The organism is Halohasta litorea (genome assembly GCF_024494645.1).
GTDB lineage: Archaea > Halobacteriota > Halobacteria > Halobacteriales > Haloferacaceae > Halohasta > Halohasta litorea.
This window is the reverse complement of the sequence record NZ_JANHDJ010000005.1, coordinates 290,044-309,519: the sequence shown is the minus strand read 5'-3', so window position 1 is coordinate 309,519 and position 19,476 is coordinate 290,044. Positions and strand designations below refer to the sequence as shown.

The 19,476-nt window shown below is 61.5% G+C and carries 21 protein-coding genes and 1 tRNA gene; 10 read left to right on the top strand and 12 right to left on the bottom strand.

Annotation, left to right across the window (positions count from 1 at the left end):
• Nucleotides 1-15 precede the first annotated feature (15 nt).
• Nucleotides 16-687, bottom strand: a complete 672-nt coding sequence (locus NO877_RS13715) for a class I SAM-dependent methyltransferase (RefSeq protein WP_256396916.1) — start codon at nucleotides 685-687, stop codon at nucleotides 16-18.
• Nucleotides 688-803: 116 nt separating this feature from the next.
• Here NO877_RS13715 and NO877_RS13710 point away from each other — a divergent pair, with 116 nt between their 5' ends.
• Nucleotides 804-1,889 carry an NAD(P)/FAD-dependent oxidoreductase gene (locus NO877_RS13710; RefSeq protein WP_256396915.1) on the top strand — a complete coding sequence of 362 codons (1,086 nt, stop codon included), beginning with the start codon at nucleotides 804-806 and terminating at the stop codon, nucleotides 1,887-1,889.
• A gap of 11 nt (nucleotides 1,890-1,900) precedes the next feature.
• On the opposite strand, the gene surE is transcribed toward NO877_RS13710, so the two are convergent.
• Entirely contained in the window at nucleotides 1,901-2,704 is an 804-nt protein-coding gene (gene surE / locus NO877_RS13705) for a 5'/3'-nucleotidase SurE (RefSeq protein WP_256396914.1), read from the bottom strand.
• 142 nt (nucleotides 2,705-2,846) lie between these two features.
• Here surE and NO877_RS13700 point away from each other — a divergent pair, with 142 nt between their 5' ends.
• Complete coding sequence (locus tag NO877_RS13700) at nucleotides 2,847-3,170, top strand: DUF5798 family protein (RefSeq protein ID WP_256396913.1); 324 nt, start codon at nucleotides 2,847-2,849, stop codon at nucleotides 3,168-3,170.
• Between the two features lie 10 nt (nucleotides 3,171-3,180).
• Here the strand turns inward: NO877_RS13700 and NO877_RS13695 are convergent, their stop codons facing one another.
• From NO877_RS13695 to NO877_RS13685, 3 genes are all read right to left on the bottom strand, one after another.
• Nucleotides 3,181-3,603, bottom strand: a complete 423-nt coding sequence (locus tag NO877_RS13695; protein WP_256396912.1) for a CoA-binding protein — start codon at nucleotides 3,601-3,603, stop codon at nucleotides 3,181-3,183.
• A gap of 41 nt (nucleotides 3,604-3,644) precedes the next feature.
• A complete protein-coding gene (locus tag NO877_RS13690; protein ID WP_256396911.1) occupies nucleotides 3,645-4,253 on the bottom strand; it encodes an RAD55 family ATPase in 609 nt (202 codons plus the stop codon).
• Between the two features lie 158 nt (nucleotides 4,254-4,411).
• Entirely contained in the window at nucleotides 4,412-5,257 is an 846-nt protein-coding gene (locus tag NO877_RS13685; RefSeq protein WP_256396910.1) for a geranylgeranylglycerol-phosphate geranylgeranyltransferase, read from the bottom strand.
• Nucleotides 5,258-5,383: 126 nt separating this feature from the next.
• On the opposite strand from NO877_RS13685, the gene NO877_RS13680 reads away from it, so the two are divergent.
• From NO877_RS13680 to NO877_RS13670, 3 genes are all read left to right on the top strand, one after another.
• Nucleotides 5,384-5,458, top strand: a tRNA-Arg gene (locus tag NO877_RS13680).
• 512 nt (nucleotides 5,459-5,970) lie between these two features.
• Nucleotides 5,971-6,531: a metal-dependent hydrolase gene (locus NO877_RS13675; protein ID WP_256396909.1), complete on the top strand. Its 561-nt coding sequence runs from the start codon at nucleotides 5,971-5,973 to the stop codon at nucleotides 6,529-6,531.
• A 198-nt stretch (nucleotides 6,532-6,729) separates the two neighbouring features.
• Nucleotides 6,730-7,149, top strand: coding sequence for a hypothetical protein (locus tag NO877_RS13670; protein ID WP_256396908.1), 420 nt, complete (start codon nucleotides 6,730-6,732; stop codon nucleotides 7,147-7,149).
• A 58-nt stretch (nucleotides 7,150-7,207) separates the two neighbouring features.
• Here the strand turns inward: NO877_RS13670 and NO877_RS13665 are convergent, their stop codons facing one another.
• The 3 genes from NO877_RS13665 to NO877_RS13655 form a co-directional block, all read right to left on the bottom strand.
• Nucleotides 7,208-8,458 (bottom strand): COG1470 family protein, encoded by a 1,251-nt coding sequence (locus NO877_RS13665; protein ID WP_256396907.1) that lies wholly within the window; start codon nucleotides 8,456-8,458, stop codon nucleotides 7,208-7,210.
• Between the two features lie 158 nt (nucleotides 8,459-8,616).
• Complete coding sequence (locus tag NO877_RS13660; RefSeq protein ID WP_256396906.1) at nucleotides 8,617-8,745, bottom strand: hypothetical protein; 129 nt, start codon at nucleotides 8,743-8,745, stop codon at nucleotides 8,617-8,619.
• A 62-nt stretch (nucleotides 8,746-8,807) separates the two neighbouring features.
• Nucleotides 8,808-9,398, bottom strand: a complete 591-nt coding sequence (locus NO877_RS13655; protein ID WP_256396905.1) for a GNAT family N-acetyltransferase — start codon at nucleotides 9,396-9,398, stop codon at nucleotides 8,808-8,810.
• A 310-nt stretch (nucleotides 9,399-9,708) separates the two neighbouring features.
• Between NO877_RS13655 and aglF the strand changes: the two genes are divergently transcribed.
• Nucleotides 9,709-10,443 (top strand): UTP--glucose-1-phosphate uridylyltransferase AglF, encoded by a 735-nt coding sequence (gene aglF, locus NO877_RS13650; protein WP_256396904.1) that lies wholly within the window; start codon nucleotides 9,709-9,711, stop codon nucleotides 10,441-10,443.
• Between the two features lie 82 nt (nucleotides 10,444-10,525).
• On the opposite strand, the gene NO877_RS13645 is transcribed toward aglF, so the two are convergent.
• Together NO877_RS13645 and NO877_RS13640 are read right to left on the bottom strand one after the other, a co-directional pair.
• Nucleotides 10,526-11,170: a PIG-L deacetylase family protein gene (locus NO877_RS13645; protein ID WP_256396903.1), complete on the bottom strand. Its 645-nt coding sequence runs from the start codon at nucleotides 11,168-11,170 to the stop codon at nucleotides 10,526-10,528.
• A 245-nt stretch (nucleotides 11,171-11,415) separates the two neighbouring features.
• Nucleotides 11,416-12,399, bottom strand: coding sequence for an SDR family oxidoreductase (locus NO877_RS13640; RefSeq protein WP_256396902.1), 984 nt, complete (start codon nucleotides 12,397-12,399; stop codon nucleotides 11,416-11,418).
• Nucleotides 12,400-13,002: 603 nt separating this feature from the next.
• Here NO877_RS13640 and NO877_RS13635 point away from each other — a divergent pair.
• Both NO877_RS13635 and NO877_RS13630 read left to right on the top strand, forming a co-directional pair.
• The gene (locus tag NO877_RS13635; RefSeq protein WP_256396901.1) at nucleotides 13,003-13,803 is read left to right on the top strand and encodes a glycosyltransferase family 2 protein; all 801 of its coding nucleotides are present in this window, start codon (nucleotides 13,003-13,005) and stop codon (nucleotides 13,801-13,803) included.
• 211 nt (nucleotides 13,804-14,014) lie between these two features.
• Entirely contained in the window at nucleotides 14,015-15,130 is a 1,116-nt protein-coding gene (locus NO877_RS13630) for a glycosyltransferase family 4 protein (RefSeq protein ID WP_256396900.1), read from the top strand.
• 29 nt (nucleotides 15,131-15,159) lie between these two features.
• Here NO877_RS13630 and NO877_RS13625 read toward each other — a convergent pair whose 3' ends face one another.
• Together NO877_RS13625 and NO877_RS13620 are read right to left on the bottom strand one after the other, a co-directional pair.
• Nucleotides 15,160-16,293, bottom strand: a complete 1,134-nt coding sequence (locus NO877_RS13625) for a glycosyltransferase family 4 protein (RefSeq protein WP_256396899.1) — start codon at nucleotides 16,291-16,293, stop codon at nucleotides 15,160-15,162.
• Entirely contained in the window at nucleotides 16,290-17,528 is a 1,239-nt protein-coding gene (locus NO877_RS13620) for a glycosyltransferase family 4 protein (protein WP_256396898.1), read from the bottom strand. Before NO877_RS13620 ends, NO877_RS13625 begins: the two co-directional genes overlap by 4 nt.
• A gap of 419 nt (nucleotides 17,529-17,947) precedes the next feature.
• Between NO877_RS13620 and NO877_RS13615 the strand changes: the two genes are divergently transcribed.
• Nucleotides 17,948-18,256, top strand: coding sequence for a hypothetical protein (locus NO877_RS13615; RefSeq protein WP_256396897.1), 309 nt, complete (start codon nucleotides 17,948-17,950; stop codon nucleotides 18,254-18,256).
• Nucleotides 18,253-19,452, top strand: a complete 1,200-nt coding sequence (locus NO877_RS13610) for a right-handed parallel beta-helix repeat-containing protein (RefSeq protein ID WP_256396896.1) — start codon at nucleotides 18,253-18,255, stop codon at nucleotides 19,450-19,452. Before NO877_RS13615 ends, NO877_RS13610 begins: the two co-directional genes overlap by 4 nt.
• The last annotated feature ends 24 nt before the right edge of the window (nucleotides 19,453-19,476 follow it).

The window sequence follows — 19,476 nt, the reverse complement described above, 5'->3', positions numbered from 1 at the left end:
AGTTGTGCGCTCCGGTTACAATACATCATCCGGCGGCGCAACGACGGCATAACAGTTCCCGCTCGACACGCGGCAGTCGATCACCTCGACCGCAGCGGCCTCCAGGTCCGCCCGGAACTCTTCGGGATCGTAAATGTGGTAGTAGCGGCCGACCTGCTCGCCGCCCGGCAGCGTCCAGTCGACGGTCGTATCGAACCCCTCCTCGGCGTCGAACCGGTCGTGGGCCGTGCTCCACGCCGAAACGAGTCCACGGCCGCCGGGTGCCAACACGCGGCCGACCGCCGAGAGACTCTGCCGCCGGGCCTCACGCGTGCGGAGATGGTGGAGCGTCGCCACGTAGACGATCTGCGAGAACGCATCGTTCAAAAACGGGAGCCGAGAGGCGTCGCCGTGGACGAGGTCGACCACGAATCCACGCTCGGTGGCTCGCTCGCGGGCTTCAGTTAAGAGGCCGCGGCTCACGTCGAGGCCGACGACATCCGCTCCGGCTTCGGCGAGGGCTTGGGCGTGGCGACCATTACCACACCCCAGATCGAGGGCGCGTTCGAGGGAGTCACAGCGGTCGAGTTCGTCGCTGATAAACGACTCCACCTCCGGCCACGCGTACTCTCGTGTCTTCGCAAAGTGGTCGGCGATCCGATCGTAGACGCCCTGCAGATCTTCAGCGGGCGGTTCGCCAGTAGTCATACCACTGCGTCGGCGGCCACACCTAAAAGCGTCTGTGGCTTGCCATCGGCTCGGAGATTCCGGCACGTTCGGGACACAGCATAACCTACATACGACTCGTCTCCCTACCCCTATCCATGTCAGTAGACTCCGATACGGTCGTCGAACACCGGCCATTGATCATCGCCGGAACCGGGATTTCTGGGCTCTCGGCGGCGATCTACGCCGCGCGATCGAACAACAACCCGCTCGTCTTGGAGGGCGACGAGCCGGGCGGCCAGCTCACTCTCACCACCGATGTCGAGAACTATCCGGGCTTCCCGGAGGGCATCTCCGGGCCGGAGCTCATCAACAACATGAAAGAGCAAGCCACCCAGTTCGGCGCGGACACGAAAAACGGTGTCCTCCAGTCGGTCGACGTCGAAGGCGAGGGCACCGACCGGCTGTTCCGGATCACGCTCGCCAACGGCGACGTCTACACCGCCGACGCCGTGATCGCCGCCTCGGGGGCGAGCGCCCGCACGCTCGGCATTCCGGGCGAGGACGAACTCATGGGCTATGGGCTCTCGACGTGTGCGACCTGTGACGGCGCGTTCTTCCGCGACGAGAAGATCGTGGTCATCGGCGGCGGCGACGCCGCGATGGAGGAGGCCCACTTCCTCACGAAGTTCGCCTCGACGGTCTACATCGTCCACCGACGCGAGGAGTTCCGCGCCGAGGACGTCTGGATCGAGCGCGTGATGGACAAAGCCGACGCGGGCGAGATCGAGATCATGCGCAACACCGAAGCTATCGAACTCCACGGCAGCCGTGAGGAGGGCGTCGACTCGGTGACGATGGTTCGGCATCCCGAGGGCCACCCGACCGACAAACTCGACGATCCCGAGACGGAAGAATTCGAGTTCGACGCGGGGGCAGTCTTCTACGCCATCGGCCACACGCCGAACACCGACTACCTCGAAGGCACTGGCGTCGAGACTGACGCGGAAGGATATCTAAAAACACAGGGCGGCGAGGGCGGCAACCAGACCGCGACCGGCGTCGACGGGCTGTTCGGCGCGGGCGACGTGGTCGACTTCCACTACCAGCAGGCCGTGACCGCCGCAGGCATGGGCTGTCAGGCCGCGATGGACGCCGACGCCTATCTCGAAGAACTCGAACGCACACGGGCTCGGTCGGCCGCAACGGGCGGCGACACCGCCGCGGCCGAATCCGACGACTAACTCGTTTCGCTCTACATTTTTTCGAGACGAAATTCGTCTGCAAGCCGGTCGAGCGCCGAGTGACGTTCCGTCGAGTGGGGTGCGGTCAGCGGCGAGACGCTGATCTGTCCCTCGGCGACGGCGCGTCGGTCGGTTCCTTCGGGATCGGTGATCGACCCCGAGCGCATGAGCTCCCAGATGCCGTCCTGGAGGTCGACCTGCTCACCATTCCGCTCGGCCCCCATCTCGTAGCGCGTCGAGGGATGGGTGACGACCATTTCGCTCGGCTCGACAAGTCCGGTGTCGGTCTCGATGTAGGGGACGTTCACGTTCAGGTAGTCGGCGGCCTCGAAGACGCCCGCCTCGCCCGCGCGGTCGACCAGATACCGCGTTGCAGCGGTCGCATGGCGGAAATCTTCGATCTCCGTGGCGAGCTGTTCCCAGTCATCGCCACCATCGATATACAGGGAGACGGAGATCGCCGGAACCTCGAAGAAGGCGGCCTCGACGGCCGCACTCACGGTTCCCGAGCGGCCGAGGACGTAGGCCCCGATATTGGCCCCCTTGTTACAGCCCGAGACGACGAGATCGGCATCGGGACACAGCGTCCCGAGGCCCGCAATGACGCAGTCTACTGGGGTGCCTTCGACCTCGTAGCCGAGGTCGTGGTCGTGCACGTCGACGGCCTGAGAGATCGCCCGGCCGACCGAACTCTGGTCGTCGGCCGGGGCGACTGCGGTTACCTCGCCGAGGTCCGACAACCCCTTGTAGAGCGCCCGGAACCCGACGCTGTCGATCCCGTCGTCGTTGGTCAACAAGATCCGTGGCTCGTCCATACAGAGGCCAACACGGGCGGGACGAAAAGTACTCGGCTCCCGTCCGGGCCGCTTGGTTCGGGTCTCGTTTACCCAGTCGCCCCCCAAGTCGGCCGCGCGGCCAAGCCACAAAGGACACAAAGCCTGACACTCAAGCGGTAGTATGGGACTTGGAAGCACGACAAAGAAGATCCAGACGCTGGCTGATACCGCCGAAAAGATGTTCCACCGGCTCAACGAGGTCCGCGAACAGGTCGAAACAACCCAGACAACGGTTCAAGACACCGGCGATCGAGTCCAACAGCTCGAAACCGAGATCGTCGAACAGCGGGCGATCCTGGAGGCGATCGCGACCGACCTGGATATCGACCTCGATGCGGTCTCGGCGGACGCCCACATCAACGATGCCGAGACCGAAGCTGCCACCGACTCCGAGACTGACGACGACACCGACACCGAACCTGACGACTCTGGGGCCGAAGCCTAACGCTCTCGTCTCACTCGACTAACCGCTGGTGTTCGACCTTCATACAGCGATCTTCGACGACCGATAGCCCGGCGGCTTCGGCTTCGGTGACCGCCTCGTCGTCGTGAATTCCCAACTGGAGCCAGATCGCCTCGACGTCGCCTTCGGTCTCTCTGCGCTCGATCGCGTCGTCGACGATTCCCGCAACCTCCTCGCTGGGCCGGAAGACGTCGACGAGATCGATCTCGCCGTCGATCTCGGCCAGCGAGTCGACGGCCTGTTTGCCGAGGATTTCGTCGGCAAAGGGGTTGACTGGGATGATTTCGTACCCCTGTCGCTGGAGGTACGCCGGGATCTCGTGGGCCGCCTTGCCGGGGCTGCTCGAACAGCCGACGACCGCGATTCGGTTCAGCTCCAGGAGGTCACGAACGGCGGCGTCATCTGAGAGGGGCATAGCTCACGGTTCGGGCGGCGACCGCAAAAATCGTTCGTCGGCTACTGCTGGAGGCGGACTTCCGGCGGTTCGTCCTCGGACATTCGAATAACGCCGTCGAACAGCTGGGTCAGGGTGTTCATCGCCTGGTCGTCGTGGGACGACGAGTCGATACAGAAGACGCCCAGTCCGTCGACGCTCTGAATCCGGCCCGTAAAGACGTGGAGGAACCGGAAGACCGTCTGGAGATCCGCATACATCAGCAGCGTCGACAGCGAGTGGACCATGATCCGGTTGTGACTGATTCCCTGATCCTGGTGGAATGCCTGGAGAAATTCGGAGAGTTTGATCCCGATCCCGGTCATATCGACCGGCGAAGAGGTGTATTTGATCCGTTTGTCCTCCCGTACCTCACCAACGCCCTGCTGGCGGGTGACGCAGTCGACGACCGCGACGGGTCGGCCCTCGTACTCGGTGCGGCGAGCGAAATCCTCCAGGACACGCGTCGCGCTGTCCTTTGTCGTGACGATAATCGCTCCCTCACCCTTTTCGACACCCGTTGCGAGGATGTCGAGGGCGAGTGATCGCTTGCCGGTCAGTGGGGGTCCGGAGATGAGAATATTGGTTCCCGGTAGGACTTCCTTATCGAGATCCGCAGTGAGGTCATACATTATCCCTGCTCCCGAGAGGTGCGGCGGCTCGGCTGGCTCCTACTCGTATGTCGGTCCGACAGTCCGGGAATCATCGGCTGAATGGATCATACCGGTTGCGGGTAATATTCTTTTTGATTATGCCAGTTGGATTCGACGGCAATACTACCAATGTATACTCAGAGAACCGCCATCGTCCGCCCAGCAACGAACGCCACGGCGGCCAAGAGCATCCCACGTTTGAGCCACTGCTGGCCCGCCCGCGGATCGGAAAACGCCCGAATCGTCGCCCCAAGCATTACCAGATCGGCCGGAATCACGACTGCGAGATACACGACGCCGAACGTACCAGCGAGATAGGGCCAGCCGCTTGCGACCACCGCGAGAACCATCACTGCGACTCCAACGAAAAGCGCCCGCCGTTCGCCGATCACGATCGGGAGCGTTCGGAGTCCCTCCTCGCGGTCGCCGTCGATGTCTTCGACGTCTTTGACGATCTCCCGTGTGAGCGTGGCGATCGCTGCGAGCCCGAAGAGGGCGACCGCGCCGAACGGCTCGCCGACTGCTGCGCCGCCGAAGAGAAACGTGCTCCCGGTGAGATAGCCAACGAGCACGTTGCCGACTCCTGGTAATCCCTTGAATAGCTCCGTGTAGGCGACGAGTGCGACGAAGTTGAACAGCGCAATCACGATCGCAGCCGTCGGCAGCAGTAATGCGGCTCCGGTTGCGATGGCAAACAGCAGCAGGCTGTACCACAGCGCGCCGCGTGCGGAGATATCGCCGCGCGGAATAGGTCGCTCTGGCTGATTGATCGCATCGATCTCCCTGTCGAAGTAGTCGTTGATCGCATTGCCGCCGCCGGTTGCGGTGATCGTCGCCACTACTGCGGCCACTACGGCCGCCGGTGCGGTGGTGATACCGCCAGCGACGAATGCGCCGGTAAAGGTGAGAGCCCCGGCCGATATCGCGTTTCCTGGCCGCGTGAGGTCGAGACAGGCCCGCCCCCGGGCAACCAACGTTCCCATACCTCTCGGTCGTGAGTGTCACCGAATAAAGGACGTGGATGTGTACTGGCGGGTGGTGTGTGAGCAGTCGACTGACGGCTGGTCGACCGACGCGCTTATTATGGCAGGTTCGATACAATCGGGTGCGGGCGCTTAGCTCAGCCTGGACAGAGTGCTTGGCTTCGGACCAAGTTGCCGCGGGTTCAAATCCTGCAGCGCCCATCCGAAATAAACCTTCTTCGGGGCAAATTTAGATCAACAATTAGGGGCATCAATACCGCCTTTTCGGCGTAATTGAGCATTCAAATCCTCCCGCTGAACTTATTCCCCATCTCGTGTTCGAATGTACCCCTGCCCAGTCGCGCGGTTTATTCAGCCTGGTGCTCAATTGAGGCAGCCCCTCGACGAGCTGGGGATCGCCTACAACTACTGCGTGATCCCCGAGGACGTCGACGGGCTCGTCTATCCTGACGAACATCGAAATAGTGTAACATTTTCCATATATTTCGCACAATATAACAACTATTTTAGACAAGTCGCATTCGACGACCCGACGAAAGATATGACACACAATATCAGGGTTTTGTTTAAATAGTATTTAAATCATTCCGTGTCCAAAACAGTTTTTGGTTCGAATTCCTGCTTTTGAGATCTATATATAGCTAAACATACCAGTAAATTTAGTATGTATAAAAACAAAACAATAATATCCGTAGCATCTGGCTGTCTTGACAGTGATACTCATAGGTCATTTCGGAATAACGTTGCTTTTCTGTGCACCCCTCGCGAATGTTCTCGTGACTTCGGGCTATCGGAACGACGTTCCCCAATGGGTCGGGATCGCCCTCGTCGTAACGCTGCTCCCCGATTTCGATCTCTTCCTGCCGTGGTTCACACACCGGGGAGTGACCCACTCGTTGGTAGCTGCGATCTGTCTCGGCGTCATTGTCGCTGTCACTGTCACCGCGGTCGGATCGGGAAGCCAACCCACAACTTCTACGAATCGCCTCAGACGGGCGGGACTCGGATTCACAGTGGGTGCAGGGGGTATCGTTAGTCACCTCATCGGCGACGTTCTCACGCCGATGGGTATCCGTCCGTTCGTCCCGGTCGACTCGGTCTACTCGCTAAATCTCGTGTATGCGAAAGACATTGGTGCCAATCTCGCGTTTATCGCGATCGGTGTTGTGGTGTTCTTGACGGTCTACTCTCGATCGAACGATCCAGTGCCGACTGACGGATCGATGTCGAGTGAGCTAGCAGCCGACTCGGAGATATCTCCTTTCAATCCGTGATGGTGGCCTTTCGCTTGGTACAGCCGTCGATAGTGAGACGGGAGTTCCAGGAGAGCCTGCTGCATCCGGAAGATGGCTGTCGGTACGTATCGTAAGAATCTCGGCAGCGCAGACGCCGGGGACCGACCCTCATGGTGTGGGCTACTCACCGTGAACCCCACCACTTACGTATCGACTACCCGATGAGACCGGTACGGTATGGGATCGGACAATAGAGAAGCGACACCGCAAGCCCCCGTTCCATCCTGCCCGGACTGTCAGGCTGCCCTGGAGGCGACCGGCCGCGATGCCGTCTCGTTTCTCCTGGTCGATTCGCTCACCCTGCCAGTGGTCGGCTGTGAGGTGCATCTCGAACAGTTCCGGCTCGTCTGTGGACTCACCTCCGAGAACCCGGCACGGCTGCTGTCCCACCGACCAGCTGGCGGGATCATCTGTCCGGGCTGTCGGCGGGCCTCCCGGCAGCCGACGCATCCGATCGTTCGGATCGGACAGGGAGCCGTCGCGCTCATCGGGTGTCAGAGCCACGAGAAAGACGTGATCGACCGCTACCGGGCTGGCCGCGAAACCCGCGGCCAGCTGAACGTCGATGGACCGCTGTCGGAGTCGCCCCTCGACTAACGCCGTAGGCGTCCTCCGTACAGCAGCCTAATTGTCTCTTCGTTCGACCGCGTGATCGTTAGGTGTCTTCCGAGCGAGTGATTTCGTACTCGAAGTTCATCGTGTTGGTCGGCATGATGCGCACCGACCACTCGCCGGCAGCCGGGTCGTCCAACTCGTAGGTGAACGTCTGGTGGCTGCCCTGGGCGGCGTACGTTTCGCCGGTCTGAGTCGGATCTCGCTGTGCGCCGAGATTGACCTGACCGCTGTCGGTCAGTTGGCTCCGTTCGGCTGTAATCTCCTCGCCGTCAGGTGAAACGAACGTCACCTCAAAGTCGGCGTCCTGGCCGGTCTCGGCGGTTCGGTATCGGTTGGTGTTGAGTTCCAGCGTCGCGTTGCTCGTCGACTCGCTCACGCTGAAGCTCGTCTCGAAGGGGTCGTCGGGTTCGGTCCACAGCTGGAAGCTGAGATCGACCTGCTGCCAGTACCCCTGATCGTCGGCGCGGGCGGGATCGGAAATCCCGAGGTCGACGGTCGCACTGTAGTCACCGCGGTCGGCATCCGCGGGCGGTTCGACGGTGATCTCGACGGTCTCGGTCTCGCCCGCTGGGATCTCGCTGGGGGCGTCGATGCTCACCCACGACCGATCGAGCGTGTCACGATTGGACGGCCGATATCGGCGGTTGTTTTCGGCGTTGAACTGCGGGTTGACCGGAACGGCTTGGTCGCCGTTGTTCGAGACGGAGATCTCGCGGGTCATCGTCTCGCCAGCCTTCAGGTGCGTGTAGATGTGGGTGTCGGATTCGACTTGGACGGTCGGCTCCTGCCAGACGTTGACGTGGATCGAGGCGCTGTGGATCGGCTGCGGCGGTCGCCCCGGATACTGCATTGTCTCGTCGGTAAAGGCGATGAAACTACTGTAATCGCCGATCTCGGCGTCATCCGGTACGTCGATGGAGATCTCGAACTCTCGGGACTCGCCAGCATCGAGAGTGGTGTCGTCGGACTCGATCGAGACCCACGACGACTCGACCGGCGGCTGTGATCGGGTCGGCGGCGTTGCGATCCGCGGGGAGAGCTCGACGGCCTCGTCTTCGCCGTTCTCGACCGAAACCGTCACCGTGTCGCTCTCGCCGGGTTTGAGTTCGACGTTCCGATAGCCGTCCTCGACGTAGAGCCGGGTGTAGTTGTCGGCGTCGGGCGTGGTAACGTCGCTGTCGCCCGCGACAGTGGTTGTTGAACTGCTCTGGGTGGTCGCAGAGATCACACCGGTGGCGGCAACGGCACCGACGACCACCAGCGCGATCAGTATGAGTGTGCGTGTCTTCATTGGTTTCGCCAGCGTCTGTCGTCCCACCTCTTCCGGTGGGGCTGCTGACACTCGGACGTCGACGCTACCGGGACCTTCCTTTTTGGAAGAGTGAAATTCCTATTTGTGTCACTCACAGAGGCAGTCTACGATCCACCGACGCCGTCCTCACGGAACCGTCAGGCGAGTTCGGTGCCACAGGCAGGGCATTCGGGGCCGCTCTCCCCCGTCGACGGGTTGACGCTCAGCTCGCAGTGCTCACACCACAGCCGCCGCTCGTTCGTTCCGTTCGGCGTATCGTGGGTCATGTGTGACTGTCTCTGCCGCGCCCAGTTAAAAACTGATTCAGGTACGGATGGGGTCGTGTTGGCTACCGTTCGGCCGGTGGGGCGCGGACCCTTGATGCGATCGGATCGTCCAGCGGGAGGACCATTCGCATATCGAGCTCATCGTCGACGACTTCGAACCCGATCCGACGGTAGACAGTGATTGCGGCGCGGTTGCGCCGCTCGACGTGCAGCTCGATGGCCTCACAGCCAGCCTCGACGGCGGCCGCCGCCGCGTGTTTACACAGCTCGGTTCCGATGCCGCGGTCGTGATACTCGGGGTGGACGAAGACGGCCAATTCCGGTCGGTCGCCGTCGACTGGCGTGTAGGCGACGTGGCCAACGAGCCCGTTCGGCCCCTCGGCGACGATGTTGTGGCCCTCCGAGAGCAGCATTTCGATCCAGGAGACCCGCTCGTGGTCGGTCGCGGGTGGAATACCCTGTGCGCGGTCGGTCGGGCCGAACGCGTCGTACATCTCTTCGAGCCGGTCGGCATCCCCCGCTTGGGCCGGGCGGATCGTCCAGCGGGCACCCTGTTTGTCGACGAACCGTGGACAGCGGGGCGGACAGTACTGCGTGCCCGTACACCCGGAACTGTTCCAACCGCCACAGCCAGCCTCGGACGGTTCGCTCATACCTCCTCGTTCGGTGTCCTGGAAGTTATGATAGTCCCAGAATCTCAGTATTTGGGAATCGATCACTCGTCCCGAGGAGCCCCTCATCGGCCAGTGGTCGTCTGCTCGCGCTTGCAGTGACAACGACACTCCGAGAGGGGAGTTATTGTGTAGTTATAAACTACTTACCAGACACTCACAGGCTGTTTGTCTCCTATTACCATCCAGTACGTTCGTATTCCGTCTATAACAATTATCGAGTCTTCAAAAGAAGGGAGGTGATGCACTACACAGCAACCCTCCATGTCGCGACACCGGTGGCGGTGGATCCATGAAATCAGTTATCCTCGCTGCCGGTGAGGGGACACGACTCCGCCCGCTCACCGAAGACAAGCCCAAAGGGATGGTCGAAGTCGACGGCCAGCCGATCATCACCCACTGTCTCGAACAGCTCGCCGAGCTGGGGACCGACGAGTTCATCCTCGTCGTGGGCTACATGAAAGAGGAGATCATCGAGCACTACGGCGACGCCTTCGAGGGCATTCCGATCACCTACACCCACCAACGAGAACAGAAGGGACTCGCCCACGCATTGCTGACCGTCGAGGAGTACGTCGACGACGACTTCATGCTCATGTTGGGCGACAACATCTTCAACGCGAACCTCCAGGACGTCATCCGTCGACAACGGGAAGACCGCGCGGACGCCGCCTTCCTCGTCGAGGAAGTCCCATGGGAAAACGCCGACCGCTACGGGGTCTGTGAGACGAACCCCTACGGCGAGATCACCGACGTCGTCGAAAAACCCGACGACCCGAACTCGAACCTCGTGATGACCGGCTTTTATACGTTCTCACCGGCGATCTTCCCGGCCTGTCGGCTCGTCCAGCCGTCGAACCGCGGCGAGTACGAGATCAGCGAGGCGATCGATCTGTTGATCCGCAGCGGCCGGACGATCGACGCCATTCCGATCGACGGCTGGCGGATCGATATCGGCTATCCTGAAGACCGAGACGAGGCCGAACAGCGCCTCGAATCGCAAGACACGGTCGTCGCCGACGACTGAGTAGCTGCCGTCTACCGGCCGAAACTCGACAGGCTGTGCCACAATCGCTTTTTATTGGATCGCAGAAACAGGGAGTGACCGATCAGTCCAACATTTCGGTCGTCAGCTCGTGGGTCGCGGTCTGGTCTTCTCTGATGCGAATCACCTGAAAGGCCTCCGCGTACCGGGTGTTCGCCTGCCGACCGCGGAACCGAGCGAGTCCTTTCATCGCCTCAGCTTCTAGGTACTTCTTTTCGCGCTGGCTCTTGTGGGTCCTGATGGCGTCTATTTTCCGTTCGAGGAACTCCTCGCTCAGGGAGTTGTAGTACTGTGGATCGAACGACGACCGCGTCGACGGCGACTCGAAGGCCAGCACCTCGTCGGTGTTCCGGCCAGCGGCGATCGAGGCGAGCGCGGCGTGTCGGTGATCCTGGTGGGTGTCCTCTTCGGTGTGGATGTAGGCGCGGTCGACGTCGATCTCCGTGAGGTGGTCATCGATCCGTTTGACGATCTCGTTGTCGTAGGGAACTTTCGTGTCGTCGTACCCCATCACGTGGATGTCGTCGACGTCGAGGACGTCGGCTGCCTCTCTGGCTTCGGTCTCCCGTTTTGCGGGCGGCGAGAGCTCGCCGCCGCGTGTGAGGATGAGAAACCGAACCGAGTCGCCGCGCGCCCGATGGAGTGCGATTGATCCACCAGCCCCGATTTCGATGTCGTCCGGATGCGCCCCGATTGCGATCACGTTCATTATGACAGTCAACGTATCCACAGCTACCGGCTTAGTTACTCTCAGAATTACACCGTATTCGTTCAGGATACTCCACTCAGCCCCCTCCGGACCCACAGACTGCGTTCGGAGCGTCGCCCTGTGTGGAGTGATCTCTCTGCCTGTGGTCGCTGTGTTTCGAAAAACCGGAGCCGAGCGGGGTTATTCTCGGTATACGCCCCTGAATACGGGGTAGACGGCCCCTACTACCCAGGCTGACCGCCCGATCAGGAGCTCACGACGAGGGGTTCGTACCACTCGCGGTTCTGCCGGTACCACTCGATGAATTCACCCACTCCCTCGCGGATATCAGTCGACGGAGCATACCCAATCAGATCGCGTGCTTTCGAGACGTCGGCGTGGGTGTGGCGTGCGTCGGCTTGCTGTTCGGCCTCATAGATCGGTTCGAGCTCGCTGTCGACCTGCGAAATGACGTGATCGGCGAGTTCGGTGATCGTAATGTTGTCCGTCGAGCCGATGTTCAACACCTCGCCGTCGGCGGCGTCGGTCTCCAGGAGCCGGAGGTTCGCCGCGACCACGTCGTCGATATACGTGAAGTCTCGGGTCTGTTCGCCGTCGCCGTAGATCACCGGCGGTTCACCGTTGAGACCGCGTGAGACGAAATTCGAGATCGCCATGTTCGGTCGCATCCGCGGCCCGTAGACGGTGAAATACCGGAGGCTCACCGTCGGGAGGCCGTGGACCGACTGCCAGACCTTACAGTAGTGTTCGGCCGCGAGCTTCGTCGTCCCGTAGGGGCTTTTCGGGTAGTTCGGATGGGCCTCGTCGTACGGCAGATAGTCGGGCCGACCGTACACCGACGACGAGGAGGCGTTGACGAACCGCTCGACGCCGTGGTCGGTCGCGGCTTCGAGCAGCGTTAGCAGGCCGCCGACGTTGTTCCGTTCGTAGAACAGCGGCTGTTCGACACTCGTTCGGACGCCCGCGCGGGCGGCCTCGTGGTAGACGAACTCGACATCGTACGTCGAAAAGACCTCCTCGACGAGTCGTTCGTCGGTGATCGACCCCTCGACGAACTCGAAGCGGCCGGTTTCGATTTCCCGACACCGTTCGATGTTCTGCCGTTTGATGTCGACGTCGTAGTAGGGATCGAGGTTATCCAGGACAACGACCTCGTGGCCGCGTTGCAACAGTGCCTCGGTAATGTGGGAGCCGATGAATCCCGCGCCGCCGGTGACGAGAACGCTCATGCGGTCCTCCCCTGTCGGCTGGCCGTGGTCGAGCGCTCGGCTCTCTTTGTCCCCGGGCACAACTGTCGCGCCGTCCGAGTTGGGGCCGTGAGATAATTGTCTGACATCTACACAGACCGTCCGAAGCGAACTGCTTAGTTATCCAATCCATACCGGTTACTATCAAAAATCCAATCCGAATATCAGATGTTTATCATACAGAGTGCAGCTCGCTAGTGCAAATAGGGGCCAAACAGGTGAGAAACTGCTGTTGTATGGCATCTCGATGAACATATATGTATAATATATAGCTACCGCCAGCTGGCCCAGTGTAGTAGTTAGTTGTTATCCACAGCGACGGTTCACAGACAAGACATTACAATACGGATGGTTCGTGTCGGGTCGGCCATATGACCACCTCTCGGGTCGGCCCGTCCCGCTTTATACCACCTGTCATCCCGTCTGCGGGCAATCGGTGTTCGTCCAACCCACGTGACAGCGAGCAGCCAACCCTCGCCCTCCGGCCGCAGAACAGCGGCAATCGGCAGCGTCATCTCGGACCAGCAGGACCGCACTGGCCCTGCAGTACGGTGAACTGTGCTGCTGTTTGCGGTGGTGTGTGAGATGTACCGGGACCACGCTGTCGCCGTCGTCATCCCGGTGTACAACGAGGCACAGTTCATCGGGGACGTGCTCGAAGCGGTCCCGAGCTACGTCGACCGGATCTATCCGGTCGATGACTGTTCGACCGACGAGACGTGGACCGAGATCCAACGATACGTCTCCCGCATCGAGTCGGCCCCGAGTACGACGACGGACTCCCGCGGCGTCGAGTCGGAGCTGACATCCGACGGGGGGCGGGAGACGGCGGTCGTGCCGATCCGCCACGACACCAACACGGGCCGCGGCGGCGCAGTAAAAACGGGATACAACGCGGCCATCGACGCCGGGATGGATCTCGTTGCGGTCATCGACGGCGACGGCCAGATGGATCCGACCATCCTGGATCGGTTCCTCGATCCGATCGTGGCTGGCGAGGCAGCCTACACGAAGGGAAACCGACTCGACAACCCGACACAGCGGGCCCAGATGTCGTCGTGGCGGCTGTTCGGAAACGCCTTATTGACGGGGTTGACACGCATCGCCAGCGGCTACTGGGGGATGACCGACCCACAGAACGGTTACACCGCCATCAGCACGGCAGCCCTCCAGGAGCTGGAGATCGACCGCCTCTATGACGGGTATGGGTTCCTCAACGATATGCTCGTCCACCTCAACGTCAACGACGTCAACATTCTGGATGTCCCGACGACAGCCCACTACGGCGAGGAGGAAAGCGGCATCGAATACCGGTCGTTCGTCCCTATGTTGACGCTGCTTTTGGTTTCGCGGTATCTGTGGCGACTCCAACTGAAACTGTTCTGATCGCCCTGCGCCGAGCGGAACCGATCGGCTACAGTAGCCGCGTCCGACGCTTGTATCGAGTGCCTACCGGATAGTATCCGGACACTACGCCAGCCACCAGTGGTCAGCCGCCAGTGGCCAGTGACTGCCTCGGAGCCAGCTCTCGGCACAGCTGTCGCCCCATCGGGGAAGGCGGGTGGTAACTAACCGAGCGAGGGTCGATCAGCCGCCAATGGGAACGCCGAGCGTCTGTCTCGTCTCGCTCGACTCGTATGGCTACTTCGTCGACGGACAGGGGGTGACCGGCGGCGGCGCCGAGCGCCAACTCTCGTTGCTCGCCGCGGAGCTGACCGACGCGTTCGACGTCCACGTGATCGTCGCCGACTACGGGCAGCCCCTCAAAGAGATCCGCAACGGGGTCGTCCTCCACCGAACCTACGATCCACACTCGGAGGCCTCGGCGACCGATCAGCTCGGGCGGCTGGCCGATCTGGCCGCCACGATGCACCGGATCGACCCCGACGTGTTCGTCCACCGTGGCACGCCAGCCTTCGCGGCGGTGGTGGCCACACTCGCCGATGTCCTCGGGACGCCGTGGGTGTACAACGTGGCGAACGACGCCAACATCACCGACCGCCCGGCCGAGCTCGGCGCGGTCAAACGCCGGTTGTTCGAACGGGGAATGGACCGGGCGGCGGCGATTATCGCACAGACGCCGAAACAGTCGCGGCTGGTTCGACGGCAGTACGGCAGGGAGCCAGCGGTCGTTCCCAACGGTTATCCGCTCGCCGATTCCACCAGGCCCTATCACGATCGTGAGTACGTGCTATGGGTCGGGCGGCTCGACCAGGACCAGAAACGCCCCCACCTGTTTGTCGACCTCGCAGCGGCGCTGCCCGACATCGAGTTCCGGCTGGTCGGCCCCGCGGGCAGCGACGACAGCTACCACCAGCGGCTGCGTCGGCGGATCGACTCCCTCGACAACCTCCACTACGAGGGGGTCGTCGACCCGGATGCGATCCACGAGTACTATCGGTCGGCGACCTGTCTCGTCTCGACGTCCGCCTACGAGGGGTTCCCCAACACCTTCCTGGAGGCCTGGCGGGTCGGCACGCCCGTCGTGAGTTTGGCGGTCGATCCGGGGCGTATCGCGGGCGACCAGTCGGTCGGCGGCTTCGCTGAGGGTGATTTCGACACGCTCGTCGACACGGTGTCACTCCTTGCGACCGACGACACAGCCCGCAAGAATCTCGGTACCACCGGCCAGCGGCTCTTCGAAACACAGTTCGAAATTAGTGCTGTCGCCCAGGCCTACGGCGATGTCCTTCGGCAGTGTTCGGATGAGTGAGTCGGGCCGACTGGTGGACGTCTACAGCGCTAGTCGCCCAGTGCGGTGCGGTAGACGTCGGCGTACTGTTGGGCGACGGTCTCGAAGGTGTGGTTTCGGTGGACGTACCCTCTCGCGTTGTCGCCTAATCGGTTCGTCGAGTCGGCGATCACCGATCGGACACCATCGATCAGTCCGCGTACGTCGCCGCTGTCGGCCAGGTAGCCCCGCTGGCCGTCGACGACCAACTCGGGCATTGATGTCGCGTTGTAGCCAACGACGGGTGTGCCGGAGGCGAAGGCCTCCAGGACGACGTTCGGACAACCCTCCATCGTCGAGGGGAACAGCAGTCCGTCGGCGTTCGCATAGACTGCCGGGAGTCGATCCTTCGGGACGCGACCGACGACGTGTGCGTTGTCGACGTTGGCCGCCCGGTCGGCGACGAGTTCGTCCCGATCCTGTGTCCCGCCCCCGCCGATCAGCAGAAACGTCGCCTCCGGAACCTGCTTGGCGACACTGATCACGTCCAGTGGGTGTTTCCGTCGCTCGAAGCTCCCGACGAAGACGAACACCGGGCGGTCGGCCCCGTATCGCTCCAGCAGCGGTGTCCGCTCGTAGTCCGGGTGAAACTGGGCCGTATCGACGGCGTTGTAGATGACGACCGGATCGAGGCCGAACGTCGACCGTACGGTGCCAGCCGTGTGTTCGCTAACCGCGGTCGTAATCGTGGCCCGTCGTCCGAGTCGTCGCCTGAGGGCTGTCGGCGTCCGGTCGGAATCCGGGTCGGCGTCGATCCGGTAGGTGTGGACATGGGTTGCGGTCGGGTTTCGAAGCCGGGCGAGCAGTGCAACCGGATAATGGAGTGCCGGAATCCCACCCGTATGGAGTAGGTCGTACGACTCGATGGCGTGGCGAGCGAGTGTGAGCCGCCCCGCCCACGTGTAGAACTCCGCTGCCGGGATCGTCCGCACGTTGTCGGCTTCGAGCTGTCCGTCTCCGCCCGAGGCCAAAACGGTAATGTCGAACTCCCCCGCGTCGAATTTCGGGGCGATCTGCTGGTAGAGGTAGGAGATCGGGTTGTCGGTTCCGATGAAAAACGGCCAGAAGACCCGAGTTTGTTCGCTTTGTGATGTCTCGGCCGGATTGTCAGCCTCAGTTAGCAGTTCGCCGGTTCGGTCGGTCATTGGTCAACACCCCGCGGTACGTCTGCTCTCCGCTCGTGTGTCGCCGTGGTCGTCGGCTGGTCATCGAGCAGCGCGTAATACTCCGCAAGCGTCTCCTCGACGGTCGTTTCCCAGGAGTGGTGCTCGACAACCCGGCGTCTGCCCGCCCGGCCCATCGCCCGCCGACGGTCGGGGGCTTCCAGGAGTTCCGCGATCGCCCGGGCGAAGGCTGACGGCTCGCGGTCGTCGACAGTCAGGCCGCCGTCGGACAGTACCGTTGTGAGTTGTGGGAGGGGTGTCGTCACGCCCGGCGTTTCGCAGGCCAGCGCTTCGAGAACGGTCCGTGGCATCCCCTCGTTCCGGCTCGGCAGGACGAACAGCGTGCTCTCGCTGTACAGTTCGGGTAGCTGCTCGTTGGGGAGGCGACCGACAAACGTGACCGTCTCTTCGAGCCCCAACTCGTCGACGAGTGCGTCGAGATGGCCCCGGTTCGGCCCCTCACCCACCACGATCAGCGAGAGGTCGGGGAACTCGGCGTCGAGGTGAGCGACCGCCCGAATCAACAGTTGAACGCCTTTCGCCTCCGTCAGCCGCCCCACGTACAGCAGCTGTCGGTCCGACCGCTCGGTCTCGACGGGCCGGAACACCGAACAGTCGATGCCGTTGTGGATGACGCGTCTGCGGGTATCGACACCGAGTTCGTCGAGTCGGCGGCTGTCGGTGTCGGTATAACAGAGGATGCTATCGGCGGCCTCGAAGGTGAACCGGCCGACAGTCGGGAGATACAGGTCCTGGAGCCACGGCGGTGCGGTCTGGGAGCGGAGCCCGTGGTTCGTGAGTACGAACGGCGTCTCGGTGAGCCGCCCGGCGACTGCCGCCATGTTCGTCGAGAAAAACAGATGTGAGTGGGCATGAAGTACGTCGAACTCCGCGAGGTGTTCATAGAGGCTTCGGCCGATCGACGGACAGAGGCTGTTGCCGAACGGGGCCGCGAGCTCCGGGTGGTAGTGAACGGTGTAGCCGTCGCGGTCCTCGCGTCGCCCTCTCCCGCCGCCCTCCCTTTCGGCGGCGAGCACGTGGACGTCGTGGCCACGCTCGCCCTGCTCGCGCGAAAGGTGGTGGACGTGGAGTCCCAACCCACCGCTGACATCGGGATAGATATCGCTGGCGACCCGGAGAATCCGGAGGGAGTCGCCCGTGGACCCCCCATACTGTTCGCTCTCGTCGCGTCGGTCGGTCGGTGAAACCCGTTTCATGAGTGGTCGCTTCGAAAACGGAGTGCGGATGGCTGCTTAGTTATAGCTCAGTTACAAATTATGAATACTGTTACAATACAGAGAGTATATGACAATGACGACGAGGGTCGCGGATATGCATCCCTTCCATCACAGTTGTAGAGTGCATGCATCTCTATGACGCGTTTTGAGCGGTTAGTAGGACTAGATTACGGCTGTTGTTCGATATAAGCCTCAGTTACATACCAGTCTACACTGTTTCACAACTCAATATATCTCTGCTAATTTCGTTTAGCTATGTTTGACTATCAGAATATTATCATAGTAAGAACTCTTATACAAATTCTCAGATACACGTCGAACAGGATCACGGTACGGGCACCTTACTGCTAAACAAGGTGTGCCTTCGTGATCCGGTACACCGGGCAACAAGACACACTATGACCGAAAACAACGATTACAACATACCGGACCAAGGGGCAACCGACTGGCATACCCCACTGAACGACAACTTCGAGAAACTCGATACGGATGTCGAGATTCGGGACGTCGACGCCAACAAGGGCGACTACGAACCGAAATCGGGCGCGAAGTACCTTGCGACCGACACCAAGCGCATCTATCTGGGCAGCGGCGATGCCTGGGAACCCTTTGCCAGACTCGGCGGGTTCTCCGGGCAGGTATACGTCCAGGAGACCGAACCCGACGGCCAAGAGGGAGATATCTGGTTTGACACGAGCGAACAATGATTGACACCGCAGAGTACGTCGTCTCCACCGACGGCGATGATTCGAACGACGGGAGCGAAAGCGCGCCGCTGGCGACGGTTCACGAAGCGGTGAGCCGCGTCGAGGCCGGTGAGAGCATCTACATCCACGGGGGCGAGTACCAGTACGAAAACGGCACCCCCGTCGAAATCGAAACCTCCGGGTCGGAGGCCGATCCGATCACGATTTCGGGAGATCCCAACGATCGCCCACGCCTCCAGTGGGAGGGAGGAAGCTCCGAGTGGGAGATCACGGGCGGGCTTCACTTCCTCGAAGACGCCGCACCGGAACACTGGGTCGTCGAAAACCTCGAAATTTCGGAGTGTTCGTCGGTGGCGATCCGCTCGCATACTGGCGGGAATTTCACCTTCCGCAACCTCGATCTCCACGATAACGGCAACTCCGGAATCCACATCAGCGACGGCGAAAACGTCGAAATACGGAACGTCGCTTCCTACAACAATCACGATCCGGCGACCGGCGGGGAAGACGCCGACGGGATCGTTCTGTCCGGCGTGAACAACGGCCGGATCGTCGACTGTGAGTGTTACAACAACTCCGACGACGGTGTCGATCTGTGGACGTCGACCAACATCGTCATTCGCGATACCGTCTGTTATGACAACGGGTACGACAGCAACGGTGACGGCAACGGTATCAAGTCGGCCAACACCGACAGCGGTGGTGGCAACACCTTCATTCGCTGTGTGACCTACGGCAACAGTACGAAGGGGTTCCGCTTCTACTCGCCCGAGGGTGATACGCTCATCAACTGTACGGCCTACAACAACGACGGCTACGGTATCGCCGGGGCGTTCGGCGGGGACCACGAGGTCTACAACTGTCTCAGCTACGGGAACAATGGGGGAGAGGAAACACTCCACGACGGCGTTACAAGCGAGTCGAACCTGTGGGATCTCGACAGTACTGATCCAGGATTCGTCTCGACCGATCGATCGGACTCCGATTTCCTTCGGCTGCGGGACGACAGCCCGGCCATAGACGCCGGGAGGCCCCTCGAAGCCGTAGATTATAGCGGAGACGCGCCGGATCTGGGCGCCTACGAGTACGGGACGTCCGAGAACTCGGACGACACGGATTCCTCGGAGTGGGGCCCGGTTGGCGTCTACTATCATGACGGAACCGGGTTCGTCGAGATGACGATCAAATCGACCTAGCCCCGTCTACGAGGCCGACCGAAT

Excerpts from the sequence above, each read along its gene's own strand:
- NO877_RS13620 (WP_256396898.1), bottom strand. The coding sequence starts at position 17,528 with ATGAAACGGGTTTCACCGACCGACCGACGCGACGAGAGCGAACAGTAT.
- NO877_RS13710 (WP_256396915.1), top strand. The coding sequence starts at position 804 with ATGTCAGTAGACTCCGATACGGTCGTCGAACACCGGCCATTGATCATC.
- NO877_RS13635 (WP_256396901.1), top strand. The coding sequence starts at position 13,003 with ATGTACCGGGACCACGCTGTCGCCGTCGTCATCCCGGTGTACAACGAG.
- NO877_RS13645 (WP_256396903.1), bottom strand. The coding sequence starts at position 11,170 with ATGAACGTGATCGCAATCGGGGCGCATCCGGACGACATCGAAATCGGG.
- NO877_RS13615 (WP_256396897.1), top strand. The coding sequence starts at position 17,948 with ATGACCGAAAACAACGATTACAACATACCGGACCAAGGGGCAACCGAC.
- NO877_RS13715 (WP_256396916.1), bottom strand. The coding sequence starts at position 687 with ATGACTACTGGCGAACCGCCCGCTGAAGATCTGCAGGGCGTCTACGAT.
- NO877_RS13685 (WP_256396910.1), bottom strand. The coding sequence starts at position 5,257 with ATGGGAACGTTGGTTGCCCGGGGGCGGGCCTGTCTCGACCTCACGCGG.
- NO877_RS13630 (WP_256396900.1), top strand. The coding sequence starts at position 14,015 with ATGGGAACGCCGAGCGTCTGTCTCGTCTCGCTCGACTCGTATGGCTAC.
- NO877_RS13670 (WP_256396908.1), top strand. The coding sequence starts at position 6,730 with ATGGGATCGGACAATAGAGAAGCGACACCGCAAGCCCCCGTTCCATCC.
- NO877_RS13700 (WP_256396913.1), top strand. The coding sequence starts at position 2,847 with ATGGGACTTGGAAGCACGACAAAGAAGATCCAGACGCTGGCTGATACC.
- NO877_RS13610 (WP_256396896.1), top strand. The coding sequence starts at position 18,253 with ATGATTGACACCGCAGAGTACGTCGTCTCCACCGACGGCGATGATTCG.
- NO877_RS13660 (WP_256396906.1), bottom strand. The coding sequence starts at position 8,745 with ATGACCCACGATACGCCGAACGGAACGAACGAGCGGCGGCTGTGGTGT.
- aglF (WP_256396904.1), top strand. The coding sequence starts at position 9,709 with ATGAAATCAGTTATCCTCGCTGCCGGTGAGGGGACACGACTCCGCCCG.
- NO877_RS13655 (WP_256396905.1), bottom strand. The coding sequence starts at position 9,398 with ATGAGCGAACCGTCCGAGGCTGGCTGTGGCGGTTGGAACAGTTCCGGG.
- NO877_RS13695 (WP_256396912.1), bottom strand. The coding sequence starts at position 3,603 with ATGCCCCTCTCAGATGACGCCGCCGTTCGTGACCTCCTGGAGCTGAAC.
- NO877_RS13665 (WP_256396907.1), bottom strand. The coding sequence starts at position 8,458 with ATGAAGACACGCACACTCATACTGATCGCGCTGGTGGTCGTCGGTGCC.
- NO877_RS13625 (WP_256396899.1), bottom strand. The coding sequence starts at position 16,293 with ATGACCGACCGAACCGGCGAACTGCTAACTGAGGCTGACAATCCGGCC.
- NO877_RS13640 (WP_256396902.1), bottom strand. The coding sequence starts at position 12,399 with ATGAGCGTTCTCGTCACCGGCGGCGCGGGATTCATCGGCTCCCACATT.
- NO877_RS13690 (WP_256396911.1), bottom strand. The coding sequence starts at position 4,253 with ATGTATGACCTCACTGCGGATCTCGATAAGGAAGTCCTACCGGGAACC.
- surE (WP_256396914.1), bottom strand. The coding sequence starts at position 2,704 with ATGGACGAGCCACGGATCTTGTTGACCAACGACGACGGGATCGACAGC.